This is a genomic window from Pseudarthrobacter sp. NBSH8 (assembly GCF_014217545.1).
Lineage (GTDB): Bacteria > Actinomycetota > Actinomycetes > Actinomycetales > Micrococcaceae > Arthrobacter.
In genome coordinates, this window is record NZ_CP043178.1 from 1,782,801 (window position 1) to 1,807,047 (window position 24,247).

The following is a 24,247-nucleotide window of genomic DNA, read 5'->3' on the forward strand; positions in this document are numbered from 1 at the left end:
GCACTAAACCGGCGGCGGCCCTAATCAGGATCCGGGCGGGCTGGGAGTGCGGTTGGGCAGGTCCTTGGTAGCAGCGCCGACGACATCCAAGAAGCTTTGGAGCAGTGATGACCGGTCCTCACGTCGCCACGCCACGGCCAGCTCCACCTCGGGGGCCTGTTCGATATCGCGGTAAACGACGCCCTCAAGCTGCAGGGCACGGACGCTCGCCGGAAGGATGGCAACTCCACTACCGGCAGCCACAAAGGAGAGCATCGTGGACGTCTCACTGATGACTTGGGTGATGCGTGGCTGGAAGCCGGCCTCGCGGCAAAGTCCTGCGGTGGTGCGGTAAAGCACCGACTCCGGTGGATAGGAGATAAATTCCTGGTCCTGGAGTTCGTGCACGGCCACTGGCCGGTCCAGCGCCAGGGCGCTGAAGGACGGCAACGCCACGATGAGCGCCTCGCGTGTCACGATGCGGTATTCGATGTCCTGGGAGGCAATGGGCGGGCGCAATAGGGCCGCATCCAAGGTGCCGTCCCTTAGACCGGCCTCCATGGCCGGGGTGAGCATCTCGCCATGTAGATTCAGCGACAGCCCAGGGAGTACCTGCTTGGCGCGTCGAACGATCGGGGGCATGACTCCGTAGGTCGCTGAGCCGGAGAAGCCCACGCGCAGAACACCCGACGCGCCCTGTCCCACCTGATATACGTCAGCCCGGAGTGTTCCGACCGCATTGACGATCTGCCGGCCCCGGTCCAGCAGCGCCTGCCCCGCGGCCGTGAGTTCCACTCGGCGGGTGGTGCGGTTCAGCAGGCGCACACCCAGTTGCTCTTCCAGCTGGCGGATCTGCTGGGACAGGGGTGGCTGGGCCATATGCAGGCGTTTGGCGGCACGGCCGAAGTGGCGCTCCTCCGCTACGGCAATAAAGTAGTTCAGCTGCCTGATCTCCATTGGTTGTGCCGTCCCTCCGTATGGCGCTTCCGGTCGCGCGCCGTATTGATTCAGAAATCAAGTATAAAGCGCACCACTCGTGTCAGCGTCAGACATAATGGCAGGCTTCGCAGGGCTAACTGTCCGACGACGGCTGGCCGGGTGCCCAGGCCTGGCCTGGGCACCCTCTCCGTGGATCGGCTCATTTCTGGCAGCCGCCAACCGGGCTGCGTCAGAGGCGCACCGGGGGAGTGGCGGTGCTAAGTTCCTCTTCCACGGGCCGCTCCACGATTTCCTCGGCCCTGTGCTCGGCTTCTTCCAGTTTGCGCTGACGGGGGACCAAGACCGTGACAATTGCACCCAGCAGGGCGACGCCGCCGTAGATGTAAAACGCGGTGGCTCCGCCGATTCCCGCCGCCGCCAGCCAGCCGCCGATGATTGGTCCGAGAATGCCGCCCAAGCGGCCCACGCTGGCACACCAGGCCACACCGGCCGCCCGGGCGTTAGTGGTGAAGTAGTTGGACTGGAAACCGTAAACCAGCACCTGGGTGCCGAGGGTGCCCACTCCGGCGATGGCGATGCACAGGAACAACATCGGCAGGGGGAAGCCGAAGGTCATCAGCACCAGTGAGATAGTGGCCAGGACGAAGGTGCTGGCAATGACCCGCTGGGGACCGGCCTTGTCGGCGTAGCGCGAGAGCAGCAAACCTCCCGCCACCGCACCGAGGTTCAACGCCAGGGGAAAGAACAGGGCGTATGTCCGCCCGTAGCCGTATCCCTCCATGATCTTCGGCAGCCACGTGTTCAAGCCGTAGGTCAACAGCAGGCCGGAGAAGGACATCAAGCCCAGAAGGACGGAAGCCACCGCGAATTGTTTGGAAAATACGGCCGCGAAGCCAGTCTTCTGCGGGGCCGCGCCTGTCTGCCGAATGACCTGTTCTTCAAGGAGCGAGACGCCGGTCCGCTGCGAAGCAGCCAGGGCCTCATCCTCACGGCCGCGGGCCAGCAACCAGCGGGGGGACTCCGGAAGTTTGAACCAGGCGATGGGCACGAGCAGGACGAGGGGCAGGGCACCGATCATGAAGAGTCCGCGCCATCCAATGTTATTGAGGAGCAGTATGCCCATGACGGAGGCGAACACACCGCCAGCGGGGACGCCAGAGTAGACGATCGCGTTGTAGAACTGTCGCCGGCCGGCTGGCGCGAATTCTGCCATCGTGGCGCCTGCGGTGGCGATGACGACACCGAGGCCCACGCCCGTGATGAAACGCAAAGCGCCGAAGGACGCCACGGTTGTGGTCAGGGCCGTGACGAACATCCCCACCGAGAACCAGGCGATGCCCAGGAGCATAAGACGGCGGCGGCCGAAGAAGTCGCCGACCGCGCCGCAGATCAATGATCCGACCAGCACGCCAACGAGCGCCCACGAGCCCAAGAGGCCGGCGGTAGCGGCGTCGAAGGCACCAATCTGGCTTGGGTCGGCCAGCAGTCCCGGCAGGACGGTGCCGTAGACAACAAGATCGTAGCCATCGAATAACAGTGCGGTGCAGATGACGAAGGCCACCCAGTTTGCGGTGCGCGCCTCTTTGCGCGGGTCTTCGGCGATGACGGTGTGGAGCGTAGCCATATACCTGTCCTCTCTGACGGAGCATGGAAGTAGTGCCGTGGGGTGAACCTGCGTCCCTTGGCCTTGCTCCAGTGTTCCAGAGGTGTGATGTCCGCCATATGCGGTAAATGCCCGGGTTTGGGCCGGGGTGCGATCCATACTTATCAGATATCAGTCGGACGTGGATATGAGAATTTTTGAAAAAGTAGCAGCAAGTGCCGGTACAGGCATGCGCCCGCAGTGAGGAAGCGCGAGCGGTTTAGCTTTCCGCTGCGGAGGATTTGCGGAACTCCGACGGCGCCATGCCAAACTCGGACTTGAAAGCCTTGGCGAGCCACTGGGCGTCATGGATGCACCATCTCGCCGCTACTTCCGCGATGGTGAGATGGGCGGTGCGGTTAGCAGCAAGGTCACGACGGACGGCCTGCAAGCGTCTCTGCCGTACCAGGCCGGTCAGCCCCATCCCGCTTCCTACGAATAGCCGCTGAACCGTTCGCACGGAGACGTGGTGCGAGGATGCGATCTGCTGCAGGCCCAGGTTCGGGTCCTGTAGGTTTCGATTGACATATCGCGAGGGTGTTCGAGGAAGCGGGATGGCGACCCGGAGTGCTCAACGTGGTGGTGGGCGCCGGATCCGAGATCGGTGATGACTTCGTCACCCATCCTGTCCCTGGCTTGATTTCGTTCACGGGGTCGACGCCGATCGGGCAGAACGTTGGCAAACTTGCCGCCGGTGGAAAGCACCTCAAGCACGTTGCCTTGGAACTCGGCGGTAACGCGACCCTGGTGGTCCTTGCGGATGCCAATCTGGATGCTGCAGTGGAGGCTGCCGTCATGGGCAAGTTCCTGCATCAGGGACAGATCTGCATGGCGGTCAACCGCATCATTGTTGAGGCCCCGCTCTACGATGAGTTTGTGGAGCGTTTCACCGCAGCGGCCTCCGGAGTAGCCTTCGGCGACCCTGCTTCTGAGCAGACCCTGGTGGGTCCGGTGGTTAACGACAGCCAGCTTGAAGGGCTTAAAACGAAAATCGCAACAGCCAAGGCTGAGGGCGCCCGCACCGTCCTTGACGGCGAAATCACAGGCGGGTCGTCCCGCCGCATGTACTCGCCGACGTCAGTCCCGACATGGAGATTGCCCGCGAGGAGATCTTTGGACCGTTGGTGGGAATCCTCAAGGCCAACGCCGACGCCCACGCCCTGGAATTGGCCAACGCCACCGAATTCGGGCTTTCCAGTTCCGTGTTCACACAGGACCTCGATCTCGGCGTGCAGTTCGGACTTGGCATCAAGGCCGGCATGACGCATATCAATGAGATGCCTGTCCATGACGAATCACACGTGCCTTTCGGCGGCGAGGCAACTCCGGGCTGGGCCGGTTCAACGGCGACTGGGCTACTGCCGAATTCACCACCGACCACACGGTTGGAGTCAAGCGACTCTAACGCCGGGTGCCCCGCCGATGCACGGTTAGCGTGCATCGGCAGGGCACTTCCGTTTCCATCGTGCCGCTTACAGCCATCACGGACGGTATGGATCGGTACGATTTCGATATGAATCATTGGCCCGGAGTGTCCGCCGGCATCCGGGCCAATGGATAAGGTGAATTTATGATCAATCCCGCACGCCTGCACTCGGACCTGTCCCGCCTGGGCCGGGAGACCGATATGTTCATGGCCACCGTAGAGTCGCTGTCCGACGACGAAATGGCCGCCCCATCCTTGTGTAAGGGTTGGACCCGGGCAGATGTCATCGCCCACATCGCCTCGAACGGTGTGGCCTTGGTCAAGCTCATCGACTGGGCAACCTCCGGCGAAGAGCAGCAGCTCTATGCCTCGCAGGAGGCCCGCGTCCAGGAAATAGCCGAGCTGGCCAGCCTGCCCCGCCAGGAACTGCTGGGCAAAGTCCGCCAGTCCTCCGCCTATTTCGCCGAACGGGCCCTTCGGCTCGGCGGGGAGATCGCCGTCGAGGAAGTGCACTTACACGGTAAGCAGATTCCCGCGACGTCCATTGTGGCGTTGCGGATCGCCGAGGTCGTGGTGCACCACCACGACCTCGACACCGCATGGACCATAGAGGAGGCAGACCCGGACTCTGTGCTCAACGCCCTGGAAGCCGCCGTGCGCACCATGCGCGCCCAGGGGGCGCCGGGGATGACCCTGGTGACCGAGGAACGCGACGAGTGGGTGATCGGTGACGGCGCATTGCGCGTCATTTCCGACAGAGAGGGACTGCTCGAATGGCTGGCCCGCGGTGTCACCGACAACGTCGACGCTGACGGTCCGCTGCCCGTACTGCCATCCTGGTAAGCTCTGTACCCTTCGCGCCGGCTTTCCGCAGGACCCACGAAATGAGGGGCCGCAGGTTCCTCGTGTTACCTGGACGCAGCAAGCCGTGCATCCAGCAAGCCGGCCGCGACTGCTGGAGCAAGCCCTGGTGCCAGTGGAAGTCGCGGGACCACCAGGCAGTGCCAGAGGTGATAGATGTCCGCCTTGCCTGACCACACGGTCGAGGTGACATTGCCATTCTCGTCCAGTTCCTGCTTCCAGGACCCGTGCTCGTAGTCGATGAACCAATCGCGGGCGTGGTCCCAGATTCGCTCGTACCAGTCCGCGTACTTCTGGTCACCGGTGGCGATGTAGAGGGCTGCCGCGCCTCCAATTGCCTCGGCGGGAACCCAGCGGATGCGGGTGGTGACAACCGGCTTGCCGTCCCAGTCGACGGTGTATACAAATCCCGGATGACCGTCCGGTTGCCAGGCGTCGCGAATTGCGGCGTCGAACAAGCCCCGTGCATCGTCCAGCAGCCAGGGCGGAACCTCCATGCCGCGGGCTTCGAGCCCGGCACGGACATGCAGGAGCAGGCGTGCCCACTCAACCCAGTGGCCGGGGGTTCCGCCGTACGCGCGGAACTGGCTGGCCCGGTCATCGGTGTTGTACTCCGGCATGGGGTTCCACTCCGGGTCGAAGTGCTCGAAAACCCGGTAGTTGTTGTTGCGCGCAAATTCGTGGATGAGCACCTCGGCGATATGGAGGGCCCGTTCGAGCCAGCGGTTCTCCCCGGTCACATCGGCGACGATGAGGTACGCCTCGACGGAGTGCATGCTCGCGTTCCCACCACGGTAGGCTTCGGTTTCCGTGAACTCCCGGTTCCAGGAGTCGAAGCACATGCCGGCGTCGTGGTCCCAGAACCTCGTGTCAGCGATTCGCAGCGCCTCGTCGAGCAATTCCCTGGCGCCCGGGCGCTTGGCGGCGACGGCGCTGGCAGCAGCGAGCAGCACGAATGAGTGCTGGTAGCCGGACTTGGTGTCGTTTACCGGTCCGTTCCCGTCTATCTCGGCATACCAACCGCCGAACTCATCATCGTGGAAGACTCCGTTGAGCGCAGTGATGCCGTGGTCGACGAGCGCCGCAGCACCAGGTCGTCCCATGAGGGCAGCGACGGCGAAACTATGGATCATGCGCGCAGTAATCCAGAGGTGGGTCGGCTTGTCGGTGAACACGGCGCCGTTGTTGTCGAGCCAGCCGAATCCTGTGGGCACCTTTGAACCCGCGGCGAAATTGATCAGCCGATCGGTTTCGGCCTCGAGCCATCGTGCGTGAGCGGCACTGTTCAGCCACGTCATGTTATTTCCTCTCCATGGTGCGGGTGCAATTGAGAATGATGCCTGATTAGCGGGTGCCGAAGTCGGAATCTGTGTAGGCGCCTGCGCCACGGGCAGCGCCCCGGCAGTTGCATTGGTCTCCTACTTCGAGCTGGATGGTCACCGGAGCGCCCGCATCAATCGTCAGGGAGACGGTCTCGCCCTTTATGGTGGACACGCGCAGGAGGTTTTCTTGCGGAGAAACGACTGTCATAGCCGGCCTTTCGTTGGTGGTTCGGTGGATGGGATGGGGGGATGGGTGCCGCAGCGGCTGCTAGACGACGACATCGAGCACGCCGCGGATGATGGTGGCAGCCGCTCCGAGGTACGCCAGGACGATCAGCAGGACCTGGGCGGTCCGGGCCGGGACGTACCGGGCAGCGACGTCGCCCAGCACCAGGCCTGCGAGGCAGGCCACGGCGACGGCCACCCACATTCCCCATGGCAGCGCGGGGAACGTCTCCGGGGCAGTGAGGGCTTTGGAGATCAGGGAGAACACGCCGATGGTGAAAAAGTACGGTTGCATGGTGGCAGCGAACGATTTGTGCTGCCACCGGGTGGCGATGGAGTACATGCTGACGGCAGGCCCGCCCACCCCGGCCGCCGTATTCATAAACCCGCTCAGGCCGCCGGCCGTGAAAAGGTAGCGGCGGCGTGGAGTGAGCGTGGCGGACTTGAGGCCAAGTAAAATGGTGAGCCCAACGGCGAGGAGCACCCCGATGGAGATCTCCAGCACCGCCGGCGGGATGAGCCGGATCAGGAAGGCCGCCGGGATGATCCCCAGCAGCGCCGACGCCGCCAACGCCACGTACCGCTTCCAGTCGATGTCCCGCGCCACCCGGAAGATGATGGCTCCCGCCGTCACGGCGCCGCAGAGGTTCACCAGCACCACCCCTTCCACCGGGCCAAGGAGCAGGACCAGGAAGGGAGCAGCCACCAGCGCGAAGCCCATGCCGGTGATGCGCTGCATCCCGGCTCCCATGACGACGGCGCCCAGCACCAATCCGGTGGTCAGCATTTACGGCTTCCAGGCCACGTACTGGACCTCCTCGAACTCCTCGAGCCCGAGGCTTGATCCTTCGCGGCCCAGGCCGGACTGCTTGGCACCGCCCATGGGAGCGAAGGCCACGGAGGGGAGGGGATCGTTGACCCCTACGATGCCGGCTTCCAGGCGTTCGGGGATGTCCCAGGCGCGCTTGGGATCGCGGCTCCAGAGGTACGCGGCGAGGCCCATCTCGGTGGCGTTCGCCTTGCGGATGGCGTCCCCATCCGAGGTGAAGGTCACGACGCCGGCCGCCGGGCCGAACACTTCTTCGCTCACCAGGGGTGCGTCGTCGGGGACGTCCGTGAGCAGTGTGGGGGCCATGAACGCGCCGCGCGCCGGAACCTCGGTCCGCTGCGTGACGCGGCGGGCGCCGCGCGCGAGGGCGTCGTCCACCAGGGCCTGGACGGCGGCTACCCGATCGGCCTCGATCATGGGGCCGAGGTCCGGAACGTCCGAACCGTCGTCGGGAACGCCGTGGCCGATGCTCATGGCGTCGAACCGTGCCGCCAGTTTCTGTGAAAATTCCTCGGCGATGCTGTCCTGGACCAGGAACCGGTTGGCGGCCACGCAGGACTGGCCGGTGTTGCGGAGCCGGCCCAGGACCGCGCCGTCGACGGCTGCGTCCAGGTCCGCGTCCTCAAAGACGATGAACGGTGCGTTGCCGCCCAGTTCAAGCAGCGGACGGACCACGCGTTCTGCGGCGGAGGCCATGATCTGCTGGCCCACGCCGGTGGATCCGGTGAAGCTGACGGCCCGCACGGCGGGGTGCTGGAGCAGGGCGGCGGTGATTTCGCGCGAGGGTCCGTGAACCAGGTTGACGACGCCGGCGGGGAACCCGGCGTCGTGCAGGACCTCGAACAGGCCGGCGGCGGCGAGTGGCGCCTTTTCGGACACCCGGCCCACCACGGTGCAGCCTGCGGCCAGCATTGCGGCGAGCTTGCGGGCCTGGATGGATACGGGAAAGTTCCAAGGGGTGAGGCTCAGTGCAACGCCGATGGGTTTGCGGAGGCTGAGGTGGCGCCGGCCGTGGAGTTCGGGCGGGCTGACGGTGCCGGTGGAGCGGCGGGCTTCCTCGGCGAACCAGCGGAAGTACTCCACCGAGAAGTCCACCTCACCCTGGGCTTCCGGGAGCCGTTTTCCGGCTTCCAGGGCCAGGGTGTGGGCCAGTTCGTCGCGGCGTTCGGCCAGCAGGCCGGCGGCGTTCAGGAGCAGGTCTGCCCGGTTGCGCGCGGTGGTCCGGGACCAGGAACCGAAGGCGTCGGCCGCGGCGTCTGCGGCCGCAGTGGCATCGTCGGCGGTGCCCCAGGCCACTTCGCCGACCGTGCTGCCGTTTCCGGGGTCGGTCACGTCCTTGGAACTGCCGGCTGAGAGCCAGGTTCCGTTCACCAGGTGTCGGGCTGATTTCAGGTTCACGTGTGTTGCCTTTCGTTGGGCTGGTGGAGGTCCGGAACCGCCGGACGGGCGAAGCGGTCCTCCGTCCAGGAGGGCGTCGCCGGAACAGTCATGGCTGCTGCCTCATCCCTTGCTTGCTCCGGCGGTGATCCCGGCAACGAAGTAGCGCTGCAGGAAGACGTAGGCCACCACCACGGGCAGGGATGCCAGGATGACTCCGGCGAACAGCAGCGGGTAGTTGGTCTGGAACTCGCCCTGGAAGCTGAGCAGTGCCAGCGGCAGGGTCCGGTTGCCCGGGGACTGGATGAACAGCAGCGGGTAGAGCAGTTCGTTCCAGTGGATCACGAACAGGAAGATGGCCGCGGCAGCAACGGACGGGGCGGACAGGGGGAGCGCGATGGACACGTACGTCCGCCACGGGCCGGTGCCGTCAATGGAGGATGCCTCGTACAGCTCCTTGGGCAGGGTCCGCATGAACCCACCGAGGATAAAGACGGCGATGGGCAGGGTGGACACGACATTGGCCAGCACCAGGCCTGCCAGGCTGTCCAGCAGACCCAGCCGGCCGAACAGGACATACAAAGGCACCATGTTGGCCTGCGCCGGGATGGCCATGCCCAGGACCAGGAAGCCGAAGATGGCCCAGCCCATGAACCCCTTGAGCCGGGAGATGGCGTATCCGGCGAGGCTGGCCAGGAACAGGGTGAGCGGCACGGAGATGGCGGTGACAATCACGCTGTTCGTGAAGGACGAGCCCAGGTCCTGGCCTCCGATCACCTCGGCGTAGTTGGCCGGGGAGAGGGACTGCGGCAGGCTGAACGGTCCGGCGAAGAGTTCCTGCGTGGACTTGAAGCTGCCGAACCCAACCACGGTCAGCGGAACGATGATGATGACCGCGTAGATTCCAAGAATTGCGCGGCGGCTTAGTGAAGCGAGCATGCTGTCATTCCCCCTTCGGGGTCAGCCGGAGCAACCGGCGCTGGAGCCAGGTGACCAGGGCGATCATCGCCATGAAGATGATCGACTGGGCGGCGGCGTAGCCGAACTCCGAGTTGGCAAAGGTGCTGTAGATGCGGGTGGAGAGGATGTCCAGGGACTGCTTGGGCGGGTTCCCCGCGATGCCCAGGATCAGGTCGAAGGCCTTGAACGACTGGACGGTGGTGTAGGCCACCACGATGGACGTTGCCGGGGCCACAAACGGCCAGGTGATGGATTTGAACTGCTGCCATTTGCCGGCGCCGTCCATTTCCGCCGCCTCGTAAAGTTCCCGGGGGATGGCCTGCAGGCCGGCGATATAGACCACCATCATCTGCCCGGCGTGGAACCAGACCTGCGTCACGGCCACCCAGGACAGGGCCTGGGCATTGTTGCCGAGGTAGGAACCCTGCAGGGCTTCGAGCCCCACGCCGCCCAGGACCGCGTTGGCGAGGCCGAAGTTGGGGTCGTAAATGAACTTCCAGATGAAGGCCACGGAGACGGAGGACAGGATGGTGGGGAAGAAGAACAGGGCCCGGAGCAGGATGCTGCCGCGCGAGTTCTTCGTCAGGAGCAGGGCCAGCACCAGCGAAAAAGCGGTCTGCGCGATCACCACCAAAAGCACAAACTTCAGGTTGTTGGTCAGCGCGTTGGTGAAGAGCGAGTCCTTGGTGAAGGCACGGACGAAGTTGTCCAGCCCCACGTAGTTGAACGCCGCCGAGAAGCCGTTCCAATCCGTGATGGCGTACTGAAACGCCTGCAGGGTGGGCATCACCAGGAAGAACGCAATGATGGCGACGGCGGGAAGCGGGAAGAGGTACAGTGCTGGATTCACCCGCGTGGGGGAGCGGCGGCGCCCCTTCGCGGCGCCGGTTTCAGTCCCGCCGTCCGGGGCCTTCCGTTCGTCAGCCATTTTGGTGTGGGTGCTCATAGCCGTTCGTCAACGATCTTCTGGGCGGCTTCGGCGGCCTGCTCGGGGCTGGTGCCCGAGATGACAGCCGTGGCGCTGGCCTCCACCGCGTTGCGGACATCGAGGTTCTGGAACTGGAAGCGGGCGGCCAGCGCGGTCTTTTTGTCCAGCCAGGGGCTGAGGCGCTTTAGGTCCGGGTTGGTGTACTCCACGTTGCTCACGGCCACGTGCTGGGCTGTTTTGTTGGCGTAGTAGCCGGCGTTCTCGGGCTCGGAGAGGAAGTCGATCCACGCCGCGGAGGCGGCCTGGTTCTTGCTTGCTGAGTTGACGCCCAGGATGAACGTCGCGTTGTAGGCGCCCTCGAACTTGCCGCTGCCGTCGGAGGTGTTGGGGAACACCAGCTCGATGGGGAACGTCGCGCCCAGGCCGCGGACGGCGGCGATGTGGTACGAACCGGTGGCCAGCATGGCGGCCTTCCCCTGGGAGAACAGGTTCTGCGCCGGCTCCACGGCGGTGCCTGTGGCGTTGGGCTGCAAGTACGGGACCAGTTCCTTGTACTGGCCCAGCATTCTCAGGAACCAGTCGTCGGTGCACTTGAGCTTGCCCTGCTCAATCTGGGCGCACATGTCGTCCACGGGGGCGTTGTTGGCGATCATGCAGTTGAACAGCTGGCCGCCATTTCCGACGTCGCCGCCCGGCCAGGAGATGGGAATGACGCCGGAGGCCGCGAGCTTCTCGCACATGGCCAGGAAGCCGTCCCAGTCCTTCGGCGCGATCTCCGCGCCGGCCTTATCGAACAGGTCGGCGTTGGCCATGGGCATGGGGAAGACCACCTGGTATGGCAGGCCCAGTTGGCTGTCACCGGACTGCCCGGCGGTCAGCAGGCCCGGCTGGTAGCTGGCGGCGGCCTTGCTGCCTTTGAGTTCGGCGTAGATCCCGGCCTCGGTGAAGTTCTTGAACTGGGCGCCACGGAAGGTAGCGAACGCGTCGCCGATGGCTGCACCGCGGACCTTCTGAAGGCCCTGGGCGTTGTAGTCGTTGGAGGTGGAGATGTCCTGGACCACCTCCACGCCGTCGTGCAGCGCCGCGAAGCGCTTGATCAGTTCGTCGAATACCACCTTGTCCTCGCCGCGCCAGTGGGCGAAGGAGACCTTTCCCGTGACGGCGCCTGTGGAGGGGGCCGCCGGTCCAGTGGCGCCACCGGGGGCCGTGCTGCCGCCCGGCCCGGCGCACGCTGCCGCGGTTGCTCCGAAGCCCAGGGCTCCGAGAATCGCGATGGCCTGCCTGCGTGAAATCTGACTCACAATATTCTCCTCGTTGAGTGTGTTGCTGTGCCTTGCTTGTTGCCTACGGAATGGCTGTCACCAGGAAGCGCTTGGCGCGTCGGGACTGCTCATGCACTGGTCTTTTGCGCCGAGACAACGTCGTCCACCACGGCGCAGAGGCGCTGCAGCCGCCGGACGGCGTCCATGGAGAGGGATTCGACGACGTCGGGGGCACCGATGCAGGACGCCCAGACGGCGCGTCCGGAGAGGAAGCCGCTGGCGCCTTCGAGGCAGGCCCACCGGACCGCGTCGGGGAAAACATCTTCGGGGACGCCGGAGGAGAGGACCACCCACGGGCCGTCGATGGCCCGGGTCAGGTCGGCGCAGGCTGCGCGCACCTCGGCTTCGGGGGCTTGGCCGTGGAAGGGGACCTCGGCCTTGTAGAGGTCCGCTCCGAGGCTGCCGAGTTCCTGCGCGGCGGCGAGGATGCCTGCGTTCCAGTCAAAGTCATCGCCGGAGAGCGGTTTGCGCGAAACAGGCTCGATAATGCTGATGAGCCCGGCGGATCGGCAGATCTCCACGAATTCGCGCACCATGGCCACGCGGCCGTCGGCGGGCTCGTCCGGGCGGTATAGCACCAGCAGCTTGAGGGCCTTGACGCCCAGCGCGGCGTATTTGTGCGGGTCCACCAGCCGGTCGATGGTGACCTCGCCCACCAGCTCGCCGTGCGCGGATTCAAAGTGGTCGGCGGAGGCGATGAGCCCGCAGCCGGGGTCCACCACGTCGTCCTCGATGGCCTGGTCCAGCGCGAACTGCCGGTCGATCAGGACGCCGGAGGCGTACGGGGTGAGGATTCTGGCGGCCTGGAGCTTGAAGTCCTGGAGGTCCTGGTCCGTGACGGGGGCATCCTGGTGTTCGGCGATCATGTTGCGCATCGCCTCGCGCTGGTCGACGGCGAGCATCGCGAAGGCGCCTGACGGGCGCTGCAGGGGTGAAAGATCGGTGGAGGTCATGGGTTGCTTCTTTCAGCTAGGGGTGAGGTTGGAGGCAAGGGCGGGGGTGATGTTCTGGTGTGGGATGCCGGAGCGGCCGTCCAGTCGCCCGCAGGAGGCGGCTGCGGTGCGGCCGGCGAAGGCTGCCGCGTCCACCAGCGGCAGGCCGGCGGCAACGGCGGCGAGCAGGGCGCCGTGGTAAACGTCGCCCGCGCCCAGGGTGGACACGATGGTGGCGGGCGTCGCGGGCACGTGCACGGTGTCGGTGTGGCCGGTTTTGACCCAGGCCCCTTCGGACCCGGCGGTCGCGACGACGGCGGAGGCGCCGTCGTCGATGGCTTTCTGGAGCAGCGCCGCAACACTGTGGTGGTCGCCGTAGTCGGCGCGGAGCCGCTCGATGGTGGGGACATACAGGGCGACGCCGCGCGGACTGAAGGACGGGATGGGGTTGCCGGCGTCCACACTGAGGTTCAGGTTTCCGTGGTTGAGCCCGGGGAGGTTGGCGACGGCGCTCCAGCCCAGGTGGTCCACGTGCACCCACGCCGAGGAGTCCAGGAGTTCGCGGAAGCGCCCCTCGGCAGGGAAGCTGACCGGCGGCACCGGGCGGGTGACGATGGCGCGGCTTTCGGTGGCCTTGCTGACCACGATGACGCTGGCTCCGGTTTTGACGCCGGGATCGCGGACCACGGCTGAGGTGTCCACGCCTTCAGCCTGCAGACCGCTGATGATACGGTCGCCTTCCTCGTCGGTGCCGATGACTCCGGCGAAAGCGGCCTGCGCGCCTGCCCTGGCGGCAGCAACGGCGGCGGTGGCAGCCGGCCCGCCTCCCGCCGTCGTAAAGTCTGTGGCGACAGTGCGGCTGTCTGCAGCGGGATAATCCTGAACCAGGGCTATGGAGTCCAGGGTGGCGGAGCCTATAAAGAGTAGGGTTCCGGTTGATGGTTGGGACACGTTCCACCTCGTTGTAGTCGGCTTGTACTGAAGAAATATACACACGCTATGTTGGAATAACAACACTTTCTGTATAGTTCTGTTTGGGATGCAACGCCGCGGTCCCACACTCAACGTAGAGAAACGGAGCAGCTCATGTCATTGCCTTCTGCGGAATCGGTCCGGACCATTCGTTACGGCCTTATCGGTGCCGGCCACATGGCCCGCGAACACGTCCGGAACCTTGCCCTGATCCCGGGAAGCCACATCACCGCCGTCTCCGATCCCCAGCCGTCATCGCTGGCGGAGACCGTTGCGGAAATCGGCTACGAGGTACAAACCTTCTCCCGCCACCAGGACCTGCTCGCGTCCGGACTGGTCGATGCCTTGGTGATCGCCAGCCCCAACGACACGCACCTGGCCATCCTCAAAGACATCTTCGCGAGCGGCACCAACCTGCCCGTGCTGGTGGAAAAGCCCGTGTGCACCACGGCTGAACAGGCGGACGAGCTTGAATCGCTGGCAGCTGACTACACCGCGCCGGTGTGGGTTGCCATGGAGTACCGCTACATGCCGCCGGTGCAGGAGATCATCCAGGCAGCCCACGGCGGCAGGCTCGGCAACGTGTACATGCTCTCCATCGTGGAGCACCGCTTCCCATTCCTGCACAAGGTGGACGCCTGGAACCGCTTCACGGAGCGGACCGGAGGCACGCTGGTGGAGAAGTGCTGCCACTTCTTTGACCTGATGCGGCTGATCCTGCAGGACGAACCCGTCCGGGTCTACGCCAGCGGCGGCCACGACGTCAACCACATGGACGAGATGTACAACGGCAGGGTGTCGGACATGCTCGACAACGCGTACGTAATTGTGGACTTCAAGGGCGGGCGCCGGGCCATGTTGGAGCTGTCCATGTTCGCCGAGGGTTCCAAGTTCCAGGAGCGGATCTCCATTGTGGGCGACGCCGCCAAGATCGAGACCCTCATCCCGGTGGCAGCCAACCACTGGATTGAAGGCGACGAGGCCGAGGCGACGGTGGAATTCAGCCCGCGCTCGCCGCTGGGGCCGGAAATGCACGAGGTTCCGGTGGACGAGGCCGTCCTCGCTGCCGGCGCCCACCACGGCTCCACATACTATGAACACCTTGGCTACCGCAAGGCCATCCTGGGTGACGGGCCGGTGGAAGTTACGGTTGCCGACGGCCTGCAGTCCGTGCGCATGGGCCTGGCGGCCGAGCGCTCCATCATCGAAGGACGCCCCGTAGAGCTGACGAATGCGGGTGCCGGGCTCAGCCACTGAGTAGATTTGTGTTGGAATTGCAACACCCCGGCAGGCCAAATTCGCCCGGTTAAGGGAAGCAGGAGAAGGGTTTATGAGCAGCTCACCGAAAGAGGCGCCGTTGACGCCCCGCCAGCGCACCATCCTGGACCAGCTCGAGCAGCGGGGCTTCATCTCCACGATGGACCTCGCCGAAACGTTCGCGGTCTCGGACATGACGGTGCGCCGGGACACCCGAGTGCTGTCCCAAAAGGGGCTGGCGCGGGTGGTTCACGGCGGCGTCAGCGCCGTCAACGCCAGCGGGCAGAACGCGGACTTCGCGGCCCGGGCCCGGGAGGATGCTGACGCCAAGCAGCGGGTGGCCCGGGCCTGCGTGTCCATGATCGGCGAGCGGGACGCCATCATCTTGGACGCCGGGACCACCACGTACCAGATTGCTCTGGAGCTGCCGCCGACGTTCGCGGGCACCATCATCACCCACTCCGCGCCCGCCATCCAGCGCTGCCTGCAACTGTCGGCGGCGCGGACCATCTGCCTCGGCGGTGAGCTGCTCCTGGACAGCCAGGCGTTCAATGGCCCCATGACGGTGAGTGCCGCCGCCGGCCTCCGGGCCAAAACGGCGTTTATAGGGGTCAGCGGGCTCCACGACGAGGCGTTCTACATTGAGCGGGACGTGGAGCGCGCCACCAAGAACGCCCTTATGGACGCAGCCGAACAGGTGGTGGTGGTGGCAACGCACCAGAAAATGCTGCGGTACGCGCTGGCGCGGCTCGCCGCATTCGACGCCGTGGACGTGCTGGTGACGGACGCGCCGCCGCCCCGGGAGATCGAGGACGCACTGCGTGCCGCCAACGTCAAGGTCGTGGTGGCCGCGTGAGCGCGCCGCTCCGGGTGGCCCTACCCGACCGGAAGATGCTGGACGCGCTCGAGCCGATTGCCGGCGTCGAGTTTGTCCTGTGGGACCTCAGCGGCCCGCCGCCGTCGGGCCGTTTCGACCTGCTGGTGCCTCCCTACATGGGCAAGCCTGCGGCGCTGGCCGCGCTGGACTGCGTTGAGGTGGGGCTGGTGCAGAGCCAGTCGATCGGGTACGACGGCGTAGCTGCAGTTCTGCCCGGCGGCTGCCTTTTCGCCAACGCGGCCGGGGTCCATGAGACGTCGACGGCGGAACTCGCGTTGGGCATGATGATCGCCAGCCAGCGCGGGATGCCAGACTTTGCCCGGAACCAGGTGTCCGGGACGTGGGACAACAGCCATCGGCCCAGCCTCGCGGACCGGCGCGTGCTGCTGGTGGGCTACGGGGGAGTGGGGAAGGCCATCGAGGCCAGGCTCCTGCCGTTCGAAACCCACGTGACGCGGATGGCCAGCCGGGAACGCGACGACCAGCGGGGCCGGATCCACGGGATCGACGCACTCTACGAACAGTTGCCGCTGCACGACATCGTGGTGATCAGCGTCCCCCTGAGTGAGCGCACACACCAGCTGGTGGACCGGAAGTTCCTGGCCGCGATGCCGGACGGAGCGCTGCTGGTGAATGTGGCCCGAGGCCCCGTGGCGAACACGGATGCCCTGCGGGCCGAGACGTCGTCCGGGCGGCTGCGGGCCGCACTGGACGTCACCGACCCCGAGCCGTTGCCGGCCAGCCACCCGCTGTGGACTACTCCCGGCGTGCTCATCACCCCGCACGTGGGCGGGGCAAGCTCGGCGATGTTCCCGCGGATGGTCCGGCTGGTCAGGCAGCAGATCTCGCTGCTGCTGGCGGGCGGGGAACCGGTGAACGTGGTGCTGGGCCGCTAGGCCCGGATCTGCTGCAGGACGGCGTCGCGCACCTGGGCCATGGTGGCGGCGTCGGTGGCTTCGACGTTAAGCCGCAGCAGTTCCTCCGTGTTGGAGGCCCTCAGGTTGAACCACCAGTCCCCGCCCTTGCTGCTGACGCTGAGCCCGTCGAGTTCGTCGATCACGGCACCGTTCGCGTAGCTGGCCCGCACGTCCGCCACCTTGCCGTCGACGCCGTCCACGGATGAGTTGATTTCGCCGCTGGCTGCGTACGGGTCGAACTCGCGAACCAGTTCGGACAGGGGCAGCTCCTGCTCGCCGAGGGCGGCCAGGACGTGCATTGCGGCAAGCATGCCCGTGTCCGCGTTGTAGAAGTCGCGGAAGTAGTAGTGGGCCGAGTGTTCGCCGCCGAACACGGCGCCCTCCTCGGCCATCCGGGCCTTGATAAAGGAATGCCCCACCCGGGTCCGGACCGGCCATCCGCCCGCGGCGGCAATAATTTCCGGCACTGCGCGCGACGTGATCAGGTTGTGGATGATCACCGGCTTGGCTTCCCCGGCGGCCTGGGCGCGGCGGATCTCCCGGACGGCAATCAATGCCGTAACGGCCGACGGCGTCACTGGCCTTCCGTTCTCGTCGATCACGAAGCAGCGGTCGGCGTCGCCGTCGAAGGCCAGGCCAATGTCAGCGCCGTGGGCGATGACGGCGGCCTGCAGGTCGCGGAGGTTCTCCGGCTCGAGGGGGTTGGCAGGATGGTTGGGGAACGTCCCGTCGAGCTCGAAGTACAGCGGCACAACAGTGAGCGGCAACGCTGGGTGGAACTGGTCCCCAAGGACCGCGGGAACGGTCAGGCCCGCCATGCCGTTGCCGGCGTCCACAACCACCTTTAGCGGCCGGACGGCATCCAAGGGCACCAGCGAGCGGAGCTTTTCGGCGTAACCGGCGAGCACGTCAAGCGTGGACACGGTGCCCTGGGCCGCGGCTGCGGGGATCCCGCAGTCGACATACTGCTGGGCCAGGTCCCGTATGGCCGTGAGCCCGGTTTCGGCGGAGACCGGCACGGCGCCGGCCTTGGCCATCTTGATCCCGTTGTATTCCGCGGGGTTATGGCTGGCGGTGAAAATGGCTCCGGCCATGTCCAGGGCGCCGCACACGTAGTAAAGCTCATCTGTGGAGATAAGGCCCAGGGACTTCACGTCCGCACCGCGCCGGGCAGCGCCCGCCGCAAAGGCGCCGCTGAAGCCGGGTGAAGAGGGCCGCATGTCCCCCCCGCAGGCGATGGTTTGGCCGGACAGGCCCAGCACGTCCACAAACGCGGCGCCCACGGCTTCGGCGCTTTCCGCGCTGATGGAAACGCCGACGAGGCCCCTCACGTCATAGGCCTTGAAGGAGGGTGTCAGGTCCATGTTGCTCCTGGGAAGTCGTGGCCATGCGCATTAGTAGCTATGCGAACATGGAATGTTGGAATTTCAACACAACTCTAGCAGGTGAAGGTGACATTGCACGGAAACGGCTCAGCAACAATTTTCCCGTTTGGCTGGGCTGTCCAGCCGCCGGACTGGCCCGGATCCCGCATGTTTCCGCACGTGCCCAGTATCCACCGGGGTTGAAATGCAGCCCGAGTCCCACGTCGGGCACGTGTTTTCCCTGCTCAGGGTCCTTTGAACCGCTCACTTGAGGTCGTAAATTCTGGGTCCCCGGGGCCTAGTCTTGTTGGACGAGGGTTTCCTTATTGTACCGGCCGCTGCCGGTTAGAGGAGACTGAGGCACGCAACTGAGCCGCCGTGCAAGGTCCGCAAGACAGCAGGGGAGAACCGCCATGATCCAGACCGTCCAGTCCGCTGACGGAACCACCATCGCCTATGAGTTGGCGGGGTCCGGGCCGGCGCTTATCCTCGTGGGCGGGGCGCTGAACAACCGGCATTCCGCTGCCAGCCTGGTCCCCTTGCTGGCGGACGCGTTCACAGTGGTCAGCTACGATCGCCGCGGGCGTGGTGACAGCACGAACACGCCGCCCTATGCCGTCGACCGCGAAGTCGAAGACCTGCAAGCACTCGCGGCCGCAGCGGACGGCCCCGTGCATCTGTATGGACACTCCTCGGGAGGGATTCTGTCCCTGGAGGCGGCCGCTGTGGGAATCCGGGTCGGGAAGGTCGCCGTCTACGAACCGCCCTACCTGACCGGCGGCGGCGATGACTGGCAGGCTTTTGTGGACAAAGTACGTTCCCTGGCGGACAGCGGCCGCGGTAGTGAAGCGGTCGAGGCATTTTTCCGGCACGCCGGTGCCGGCTTTGACCCCGGAATGACCAGGGCGCCCTGGTGGCCGGCGTTGGTGTCCCTGGCACACACGTTGCCCTACGACCTGACGCTCTCGGCCGACGGCGGTGTGCCGGCAGACCGGTTTGCGGGCATCGCCGCCCCCGTCCTTGCCCTGCATGGTGGCTCCAGTGATTCCTGGGCAGCGGCAGCGGCCACCGCAGTGGCCGCTGCCGTGCAGGACGGGCGGAAGAACGTCATCGACGGCCAGGCCCACGCGGTGGCGCCCGACGCCGTCGCTCCCGTCCTGCTGGAATTCTTCCGCTGACACTCAATTACGGTCATTGCCCATCGCGGGCGGTGTTTAACCCCTCGGTCAGTGACGGAAGTGGATGCTCCACTGTAGCTGCCAGGCCTGGGCTGGGCCGAGCCAGCGCAGCCCTTCACCGCTGTTGAACGCATCGGGGGGAGCGGTCATCGGTTCCACCGCGACCGCGGTAACCATCCCGTTCTCCGTTGGGAAGCGCTTAGTGGTGAATGCCTGGACATACCCGAATGAGGCGTCCATGTGCAAACGTACCTGTCGCCCGTCCGGCGCCTCCAAGTAGTGGGCGGAGCCGCCGGAGCGGTCCCGGCGAACATCTGCCCAGGCATCGTCCAGGTTCACTGTCCCGATGGTCTGTCCGGCCCGTAAATCGTGCCGGGTTCCGGCGACGCTGGTCGTAGTTCCAGTGGGGTTTTGCCTGTCGTCGACTTCAATGTGGGTTTCGGCATCGATGAACAGTTTCAGTTCATCCGTGGCCACCGTTCCCAAACAGAGGAATGGGTGGGCGCCCACTGCCACGGGAGCCGGATGGGTACCGCTGTTCTTCAGAAGGTGGGTGACGGTTATGCCGTCCTCTGTCAGCTCGTAATGGACGGATGTTTTCAGTTCGAAGGGATAACCGGGCTGTGCTGAGATGTCGGCGGCCAGGGTGATGCTGCTTTGGGTCCTACGCGCGGTGCGATAGGCCGAATGTGAGAGGAGTCCATGCATGGCGTTGTGGTTCTCCGGCTCCGTTATATCCAGCTGCAGGCTCTCGCCTCCATAGGTCCAGCAGCCGTCGGCCACCCGGTTGGGCCACGGGACGAGCACCCATCCGGCGCAAAATGGCGGCTCCGCATCGACGGGGTATTCCTGGATCAGGGCGACACCATCCACGGTGAGGCTGCGCAGGCTTGCGGCGACTTCCGTCACGACGGCGTGCTGGTGGCGGCCGCCGATGGTGGCCGTGAGGTCAAAGAATGCGCCCATGGGCGAGGTGTTCGGGACGGGCATGTCAGCCTTCCGGGAGGGCGGGCGCGGGCAGGGTGCCCAAGCTTGCGGGATCGGCCAGGAACCGGGTGAAGGCGAGCTCGGCGGCGCCGATCATCATCAGGTCAGGACCCAGTGCTGAGCGGTGGATTTTGACCTCGTCGGCAGGACCGTCGAGGGCTTGGGATCGGATGAGTCGCTCCAAGGCGCCGGGGGAGAGCCCGTGCAGGACGCCCAGGAAGCCGTCCAGGACCAGTGCCTCCGGGTTGAACATGTTGACGGTGTTCCGCAGCGCGATGGCCAGGTACTCCAGCTGCCGGTCAACTTCCTCCGTTACCCCGGTGCCGCCGGTGTTCCGGAGCGCGCGTTCCAGCTCGGTGGCGTCGCCGCCGTCGAGCCCGGCAAGGTCGAAAAGCCGGGACTGGGAGACCTCCGTCTCCAGGCACCCGGTGGCGCCGCAGTGGCAGGTCGATCCGGACGTCCGGACGAAGGTGTGGCCCAGTTCGCCGGCGTAGCCAGAGGCGCCGCGTAGCAGCACGCCGTCGCAGATAACTCCGCCGCCGATGCCGGACGCGCCGCCGTTGACGTAGACCAGGTTTTCCCGGCCGGCGCCGGCGCCGAAGATGAGTTCGGCTTCGGCGGCGAGGGAGGCGTCGTTGGCAGCGCTGCAGTCAAAGCCGGTTGCGTCGCTGAGCATTTGGGCCACGGGTTCGTTGCGCCAGCCCAGATGGGGGGCGTGCCGGACGACGCCGTCCGCCCGGTTGACCAGTCCCGGAACGGCAATGCCGATGCCGGTGATCCGGTAGGAGGCCTCGAGCTCGGAGCGCATCCCCTCGATGACCGCCGCGGCGCTGTTGACGGCTTCCCGGGCGGTGGGGATCCGCTCCGTAGCGAAACGGATCCTCCGCTGGACTTTCCCGCCGAGGCTCACCAGCCCGATCGTCACAGCATCGATTTCCGGGTTGACTGCAAGGGCCGCCGTGGACCGGCTCGGGTGCACCTCGGGGCTGGGCCGGCCCACCTGGGCCTCACCGGTGGGGGCAGTCTCATAAACCAGCCCCCAAGCCACAAGCTGACCGATCAGGGTTCCCACCGTGGACCGGTTCAGCCCGGTCCGCTTGGTCAGCTGGGCCCGGCTGAGGACGCCGTGGTGGTGGATGAGGGAGGTGAGCAGCGCCAGGTTGTTTCGCCGTGACGGATCCGGCTCGGCGGACGGCGGGGCGGGGCGCGGGATTGAGGTGGGCATCATCGCGAGATTATCAGCTGCCGAACACAGTGCGGTCCAGGAAGCTGTTCCGGAACTTCCCGGCCGGATCCAGGCGGTCCGCTAGGGCGGTGAAGTCACCGAAACGCGGGTAGAGCGGCGCGAGGGTGCCGGCGCCGGCGTCGAACAGTTTGCCCCAGTGCGGGCGGGCCCCGAACGGTGCCAGTTCCGCTTCGATCAGCGGCAGGATGGCCTCAACGGCCGGCTGGTCCGGGCGCCAGGTGAAGTGCAGTGCGATGCCGTCGCGGCCGTAGTTGGGACTCATCCACAGCCTGTCCGCGGCGACGGTGCGGATTTCGCCGACCAGCAGCAGCGGGGTGACCACGTCCGAGAGCCGGCGCATGGTGCGGAGCGCGTCAGCGGCGTGCTCGCGGGGGAGGAGGTATTCGCTCTGCAGCTCATCGCCGTTGCTGGGGGTGAATTCCAACCGGAAATGGGCCAGCCGGTCCGACCACGGGCCCGGCACGCCGAGCTGTTGGGTGCAGATACTGCCGGAGGCCGCGGGCAGCGGGTGCAGGGCCGCCGTGGCGGGGGTGCCGCCGAAGAACCCTGCTTGGTCCGGGACGGGATCGCCGGTGCGGCTTTTGAGCCAGGCCTGCCCGATGGTTGATCCGCTCCAGTCGGTGAAGAGGCTCACGCTGTAGGCGGCGGATGTTACGGCGTCGAAGTTCGCCAGGACCTGGTCCCAATCGAGATTTTCAAACACCCGCTGGCTGACTTCGAAGCTGGGTTCGATGTCCAGGGTAAGGCGGGTGACGATGCCGAGGGCTCCGAGTCCCGCCACCATGCCGTCGAAGTAGGCGTCGCCCCGGCGGGCGGAAAGGAGTGTGCCGTCGGCGGTGACCAGTTCCAGTGCCCGGACGGCGGTGGCGAGGTTGCCGTTGGCATCCCCGGAGCCGTGTGTGGCCGTGGCGACGGCGCCGGCTACGGAAATGTGCGGCAGGGACGCCAGGTTGTGCAGGGCGAAGCCCTGACGCTGCAGCTCGGCGGCGAGGGTTCCGTAGCGGACGCCCGCGCCGACCGTCACGGACATGCTGACCGGGTCCACGCTGATCCCGGCGTCCGGCCGGCCCGCATCCAGGCGGTCCAAGACTGCCAGGGTGCCGGAGGTGTCCGCAATGTCATTGAACGAATGCCGGGAGCCCAGCGCCCGCACCCTATCCGCGCCGGCCACCAGTTCCTGCAGCTCCTCCACGCTGGCCGGGTGGGCGATCCGGGGCGCCCGGTACGTGTGATTCCGGGCCCAGTTGCGTTCGGTCACGAGCTGCTCCATTACAGGCCATCCTTTAATTTTGAGCCTCAGGGGCCCAAATTTGGTGTTTTCTAAAACATAACCCTACCTGTAGGCGGGTTCAGCGGAAAGACTTTTCTGCGGAGGGTTGGTACAGCAGAAGATTTTTCCGGAAGTGGTTGACATCACCACGATTTCGAATATGTTTGATTGCAGAACAATTTGCGCGGGTCGCTACCAAACGGCCCGAACCGGCACCATCCACCACAACACTCTTTGGAGCTTTCAATGGCGATTCAGCCCACCCGTGAAGACAAGTTCTCGTTCGGCCTCTGGACCGTGGGCTGGCAGGCCCAGGACCAGTTCGGGTCCGCCACCCGCCCGCCGCTGGACACCGTTGAGGCCGTCAACCGGCTCAGCGACCTCGGCGCCTATGGCATCACCTTCCACGACGATGACCTCTTCCCCTTCGGCTGCTCCGCGGCTGACCGCCAGCGGGAAATCGACCGCCTCACCGGTGCGCTGAAATCCACCGGCATGGTGGTCCCCATGGTCACCACCAACCTGTTCAGCCACCCCGTGTTCAAAGACGGCGGCTTCACCAGCAACGACCGCGGCGTGCGCCGCTTCGCCCTGCGCAAGGTGCTGGACAACATCGACCTCGCCGCTGAACTGGGCGCCGAGACGTTCGTGATGTGGGGCGGCCGCGAAGGCAGCGAGTACGACGCGGCCAAGGACATCCGCGGCGCCCTGGAACGCTACCGCGAGGCTGTGAACCTGCTGGGCGACTACGTCACGGACAAGGGCTACAACATCCGGTTCGCGATTGAGCCAAAGCCGAACGAACCCCGCGGCGACATCCTCCTCCCCACCCTGGGCCACGCGCTCGCGTTCATCGAGACCCTGGAACGCCCCGAACTGGTAGGCGTCAACCCCGAAACCGGGCACGAGCAGATGGCCGGGCTGAACTTCACCCACGGCATCGCCCAGGCTCTGTACCAGGGCAAGCTCTTCCACATCGACCTCAATGGCCAGCGCAGCATCAAGTTCGACCAGGACCTGGTGTTCGGCCACGGCGACCTGCAGAACGCGTTCTCGCTGGTGGACCTGCTCGAAAACGGCGGGCCCGACGGTGGCCCCTCCTACACGGGCCCGCGCCACTTCGACTACAAGCCGAGCCGCACCGAGGACATGGACGGCGTCTGGGACTCCGCGGCCGCCAACATTCAGACCTACCTGCTGCTCAAGGAACGCGCCAAGGCATTCCGCGCCGACCCCGAGGTCCAGGCAGCCCTGCTGGCCTCCCGGGTGGCCCAGATCAACGAGCCCACGCTCAACGCTGGCGAAGGCTACGAGCAGCTCCGGGCCGACCGGTCCTCCTATGAGGACTTCGACTCCGGCGCGTACTTCGGCGGCAAGGGCTTCGGCTTCGTGAAGCTGCAGCAGCTCTTCATCGAGCACCTGCTCGGCGCGCGCTGA

The 24,247-nt window shown here is 65.8% G+C and carries 22 protein-coding genes and 1 pseudogene; 7 read left to right on the forward strand and 16 right to left on the reverse strand.

Features of this window, described 5'->3' with window-relative positions:
* Positions 1-24: 24 nt before the first annotated feature.
* The 3 genes from FYJ92_RS08175 to FYJ92_RS08185 all read right to left on the reverse strand — a co-directional run bounded on the left by FYJ92_RS08175 (position 25) and on the right by FYJ92_RS08185 (position 2,984).
* Positions 25-936, reverse strand: coding sequence for a LysR substrate-binding domain-containing protein (locus FYJ92_RS08175; protein ID WP_185263394.1), 912 nt, complete (start codon positions 934-936; stop codon positions 25-27).
* Between the two features lie 211 nt (positions 937-1,147).
* Positions 1,148-2,542, reverse strand: coding sequence for an aromatic acid/H+ symport family MFS transporter (locus tag FYJ92_RS08180; protein ID WP_185263395.1), 1,395 nt, complete (start codon positions 2,540-2,542; stop codon positions 1,148-1,150).
* A 238-nt stretch (positions 2,543-2,780) separates the two neighbouring features.
* A complete protein-coding gene (locus tag FYJ92_RS08185) occupies positions 2,781-2,984 on the reverse strand; it encodes a helix-turn-helix domain-containing protein (protein ID WP_255482348.1) in 204 nt (67 codons plus the stop codon).
* Positions 2,985-3,142: 158 nt separating this feature from the next.
* On the opposite strand from FYJ92_RS08185, the pseudogene FYJ92_RS08190 reads away from it, so the two are divergent.
* Positions 3,143-4,077: pseudogene (locus tag FYJ92_RS08190) on the forward strand (aldehyde dehydrogenase family protein).
* 53 nt (positions 4,078-4,130) lie between these two features.
* Positions 4,131-4,829 (forward strand): maleylpyruvate isomerase family mycothiol-dependent enzyme, encoded by a 699-nt coding sequence (locus FYJ92_RS08195; protein ID WP_185263397.1) that lies wholly within the window; start codon positions 4,131-4,133, stop codon positions 4,827-4,829.
* 65 nt (positions 4,830-4,894) lie between these two features.
* Here the strand turns inward: FYJ92_RS08195 and FYJ92_RS08200 are convergent, their stop codons facing one another.
* The 9 genes from FYJ92_RS08200 to FYJ92_RS08240 form a co-directional block, all read right to left on the reverse strand.
* Positions 4,895-6,145, reverse strand: a complete 1,251-nt coding sequence (locus tag FYJ92_RS08200; protein ID WP_185263398.1) for an AGE family epimerase/isomerase — start codon at positions 6,143-6,145, stop codon at positions 4,895-4,897.
* Positions 6,146-6,191: 46 nt separating this feature from the next.
* Positions 6,192-6,377: a hypothetical protein gene (locus tag FYJ92_RS08205; protein WP_185263399.1), complete on the reverse strand. Its 186-nt coding sequence runs from the start codon at positions 6,375-6,377 to the stop codon at positions 6,192-6,194.
* A 60-nt stretch (positions 6,378-6,437) separates the two neighbouring features.
* A complete protein-coding gene (locus FYJ92_RS08210) occupies positions 6,438-7,181 on the reverse strand; it encodes a sulfite exporter TauE/SafE family protein (protein ID WP_185263400.1) in 744 nt (247 codons plus the stop codon).
* Positions 7,182-8,621: an NAD-dependent succinate-semialdehyde dehydrogenase gene (locus tag FYJ92_RS08215; protein WP_185263401.1), complete on the reverse strand. Its 1,440-nt coding sequence runs from the start codon at positions 8,619-8,621 to the stop codon at positions 7,182-7,184.
* A gap of 102 nt (positions 8,622-8,723) precedes the next feature.
* A complete protein-coding gene (locus FYJ92_RS08220) occupies positions 8,724-9,539 on the reverse strand; it encodes a carbohydrate ABC transporter permease (protein WP_185263402.1) in 816 nt (271 codons plus the stop codon).
* A gap of 4 nt (positions 9,540-9,543) precedes the next feature.
* Positions 9,544-10,506 (reverse strand): carbohydrate ABC transporter permease, encoded by a 963-nt coding sequence (locus FYJ92_RS08225; protein WP_185263403.1) that lies wholly within the window; start codon positions 10,504-10,506, stop codon positions 9,544-9,546.
* Positions 10,503-11,789 carry an ABC transporter substrate-binding protein gene (locus FYJ92_RS08230; protein WP_185263404.1) on the reverse strand — a complete coding sequence of 429 codons (1,287 nt, stop codon included), beginning with the start codon at positions 11,787-11,789 and terminating at the stop codon, positions 10,503-10,505. Before FYJ92_RS08230 ends, FYJ92_RS08225 begins: the two co-directional genes overlap by 4 nt.
* An 89-nt stretch (positions 11,790-11,878) precedes the next feature.
* Positions 11,879-12,763 (reverse strand): aldolase, encoded by an 885-nt coding sequence (locus FYJ92_RS08235; RefSeq protein ID WP_185263405.1) that lies wholly within the window; start codon positions 12,761-12,763, stop codon positions 11,879-11,881.
* A gap of 12 nt (positions 12,764-12,775) precedes the next feature.
* Positions 12,776-13,693 (reverse strand): carbohydrate kinase family protein, encoded by a 918-nt coding sequence (locus FYJ92_RS08240; RefSeq protein WP_185263406.1) that lies wholly within the window; start codon positions 13,691-13,693, stop codon positions 12,776-12,778.
* Between the two features lie 135 nt (positions 13,694-13,828).
* Between FYJ92_RS08240 and FYJ92_RS08245 the strand changes: the two genes are divergently transcribed.
* The 3 genes from FYJ92_RS08245 to FYJ92_RS08255 all read left to right on the forward strand — a co-directional run bounded on the left by FYJ92_RS08245 (position 13,829) and on the right by FYJ92_RS08255 (position 16,744).
* Positions 13,829-14,971, forward strand: coding sequence for a Gfo/Idh/MocA family protein (locus FYJ92_RS08245; RefSeq protein ID WP_185263407.1), 1,143 nt, complete (start codon positions 13,829-13,831; stop codon positions 14,969-14,971).
* 73 nt (positions 14,972-15,044) lie between these two features.
* Positions 15,045-15,827, forward strand: coding sequence for a DeoR/GlpR family DNA-binding transcription regulator (locus tag FYJ92_RS08250; RefSeq protein WP_185263408.1), 783 nt, complete (start codon positions 15,045-15,047; stop codon positions 15,825-15,827).
* Positions 15,824-16,744: a 2-hydroxyacid dehydrogenase gene (locus FYJ92_RS08255; RefSeq protein ID WP_185263409.1), complete on the forward strand. Its 921-nt coding sequence runs from the start codon at positions 15,824-15,826 to the stop codon at positions 16,742-16,744. Before FYJ92_RS08250 ends, FYJ92_RS08255 begins: the two co-directional genes overlap by 4 nt.
* Here FYJ92_RS08255 and FYJ92_RS08260 read toward each other — a convergent pair.
* Positions 16,741-18,129: a phosphomannomutase/phosphoglucomutase gene (locus FYJ92_RS08260; protein WP_185263410.1), complete on the reverse strand. Its 1,389-nt coding sequence runs from the start codon at positions 18,127-18,129 to the stop codon at positions 16,741-16,743. The genes FYJ92_RS08255 and FYJ92_RS08260 overlap by 4 nt on opposite strands.
* Positions 18,130-18,542: 413 nt before the next feature.
* Here FYJ92_RS08260 and FYJ92_RS08265 point away from each other — a divergent pair, with 413 nt between their 5' ends.
* Positions 18,543-19,307, forward strand: coding sequence for an alpha/beta fold hydrolase (locus FYJ92_RS08265; RefSeq protein WP_185263411.1), 765 nt, complete (start codon positions 18,543-18,545; stop codon positions 19,305-19,307).
* 48 nt (positions 19,308-19,355) lie between these two features.
* Here FYJ92_RS08265 and FYJ92_RS08270 read toward each other — a convergent pair whose 3' ends face one another.
* Genes FYJ92_RS08270 through FYJ92_RS08280 form a run of 3 tightly spaced genes read right to left on the reverse strand, consistent with a single transcriptional unit; the run spans position 19,356 to position 22,810 of the window.
* Positions 19,356-20,297 carry an aldose 1-epimerase family protein gene (locus tag FYJ92_RS08270; protein ID WP_185263412.1) on the reverse strand — a complete coding sequence of 314 codons (942 nt, stop codon included), beginning with the start codon at positions 20,295-20,297 and terminating at the stop codon, positions 19,356-19,358.
* 1 nt (position 20,298) lies between these two features.
* Positions 20,299-21,522: an ROK family transcriptional regulator gene (locus FYJ92_RS08275; protein ID WP_185263413.1), complete on the reverse strand. Its 1,224-nt coding sequence runs from the start codon at positions 21,520-21,522 to the stop codon at positions 20,299-20,301.
* A 10-nt stretch (positions 21,523-21,532) separates the two neighbouring features.
* Complete coding sequence (locus FYJ92_RS08280) at positions 21,533-22,810, reverse strand: FAD-binding protein (RefSeq protein ID WP_185263414.1); 1,278 nt, start codon at positions 22,808-22,810, stop codon at positions 21,533-21,535.
* Between the two features lie 246 nt (positions 22,811-23,056).
* Between FYJ92_RS08280 and xylA the strand changes: the two genes are divergently transcribed.
* On the forward strand, positions 23,057-24,247 hold the full coding sequence (gene xylA / locus FYJ92_RS08285) for a xylose isomerase (protein WP_185263415.1): 1,191 nt from the start codon (positions 23,057-23,059) through the stop codon (positions 24,245-24,247).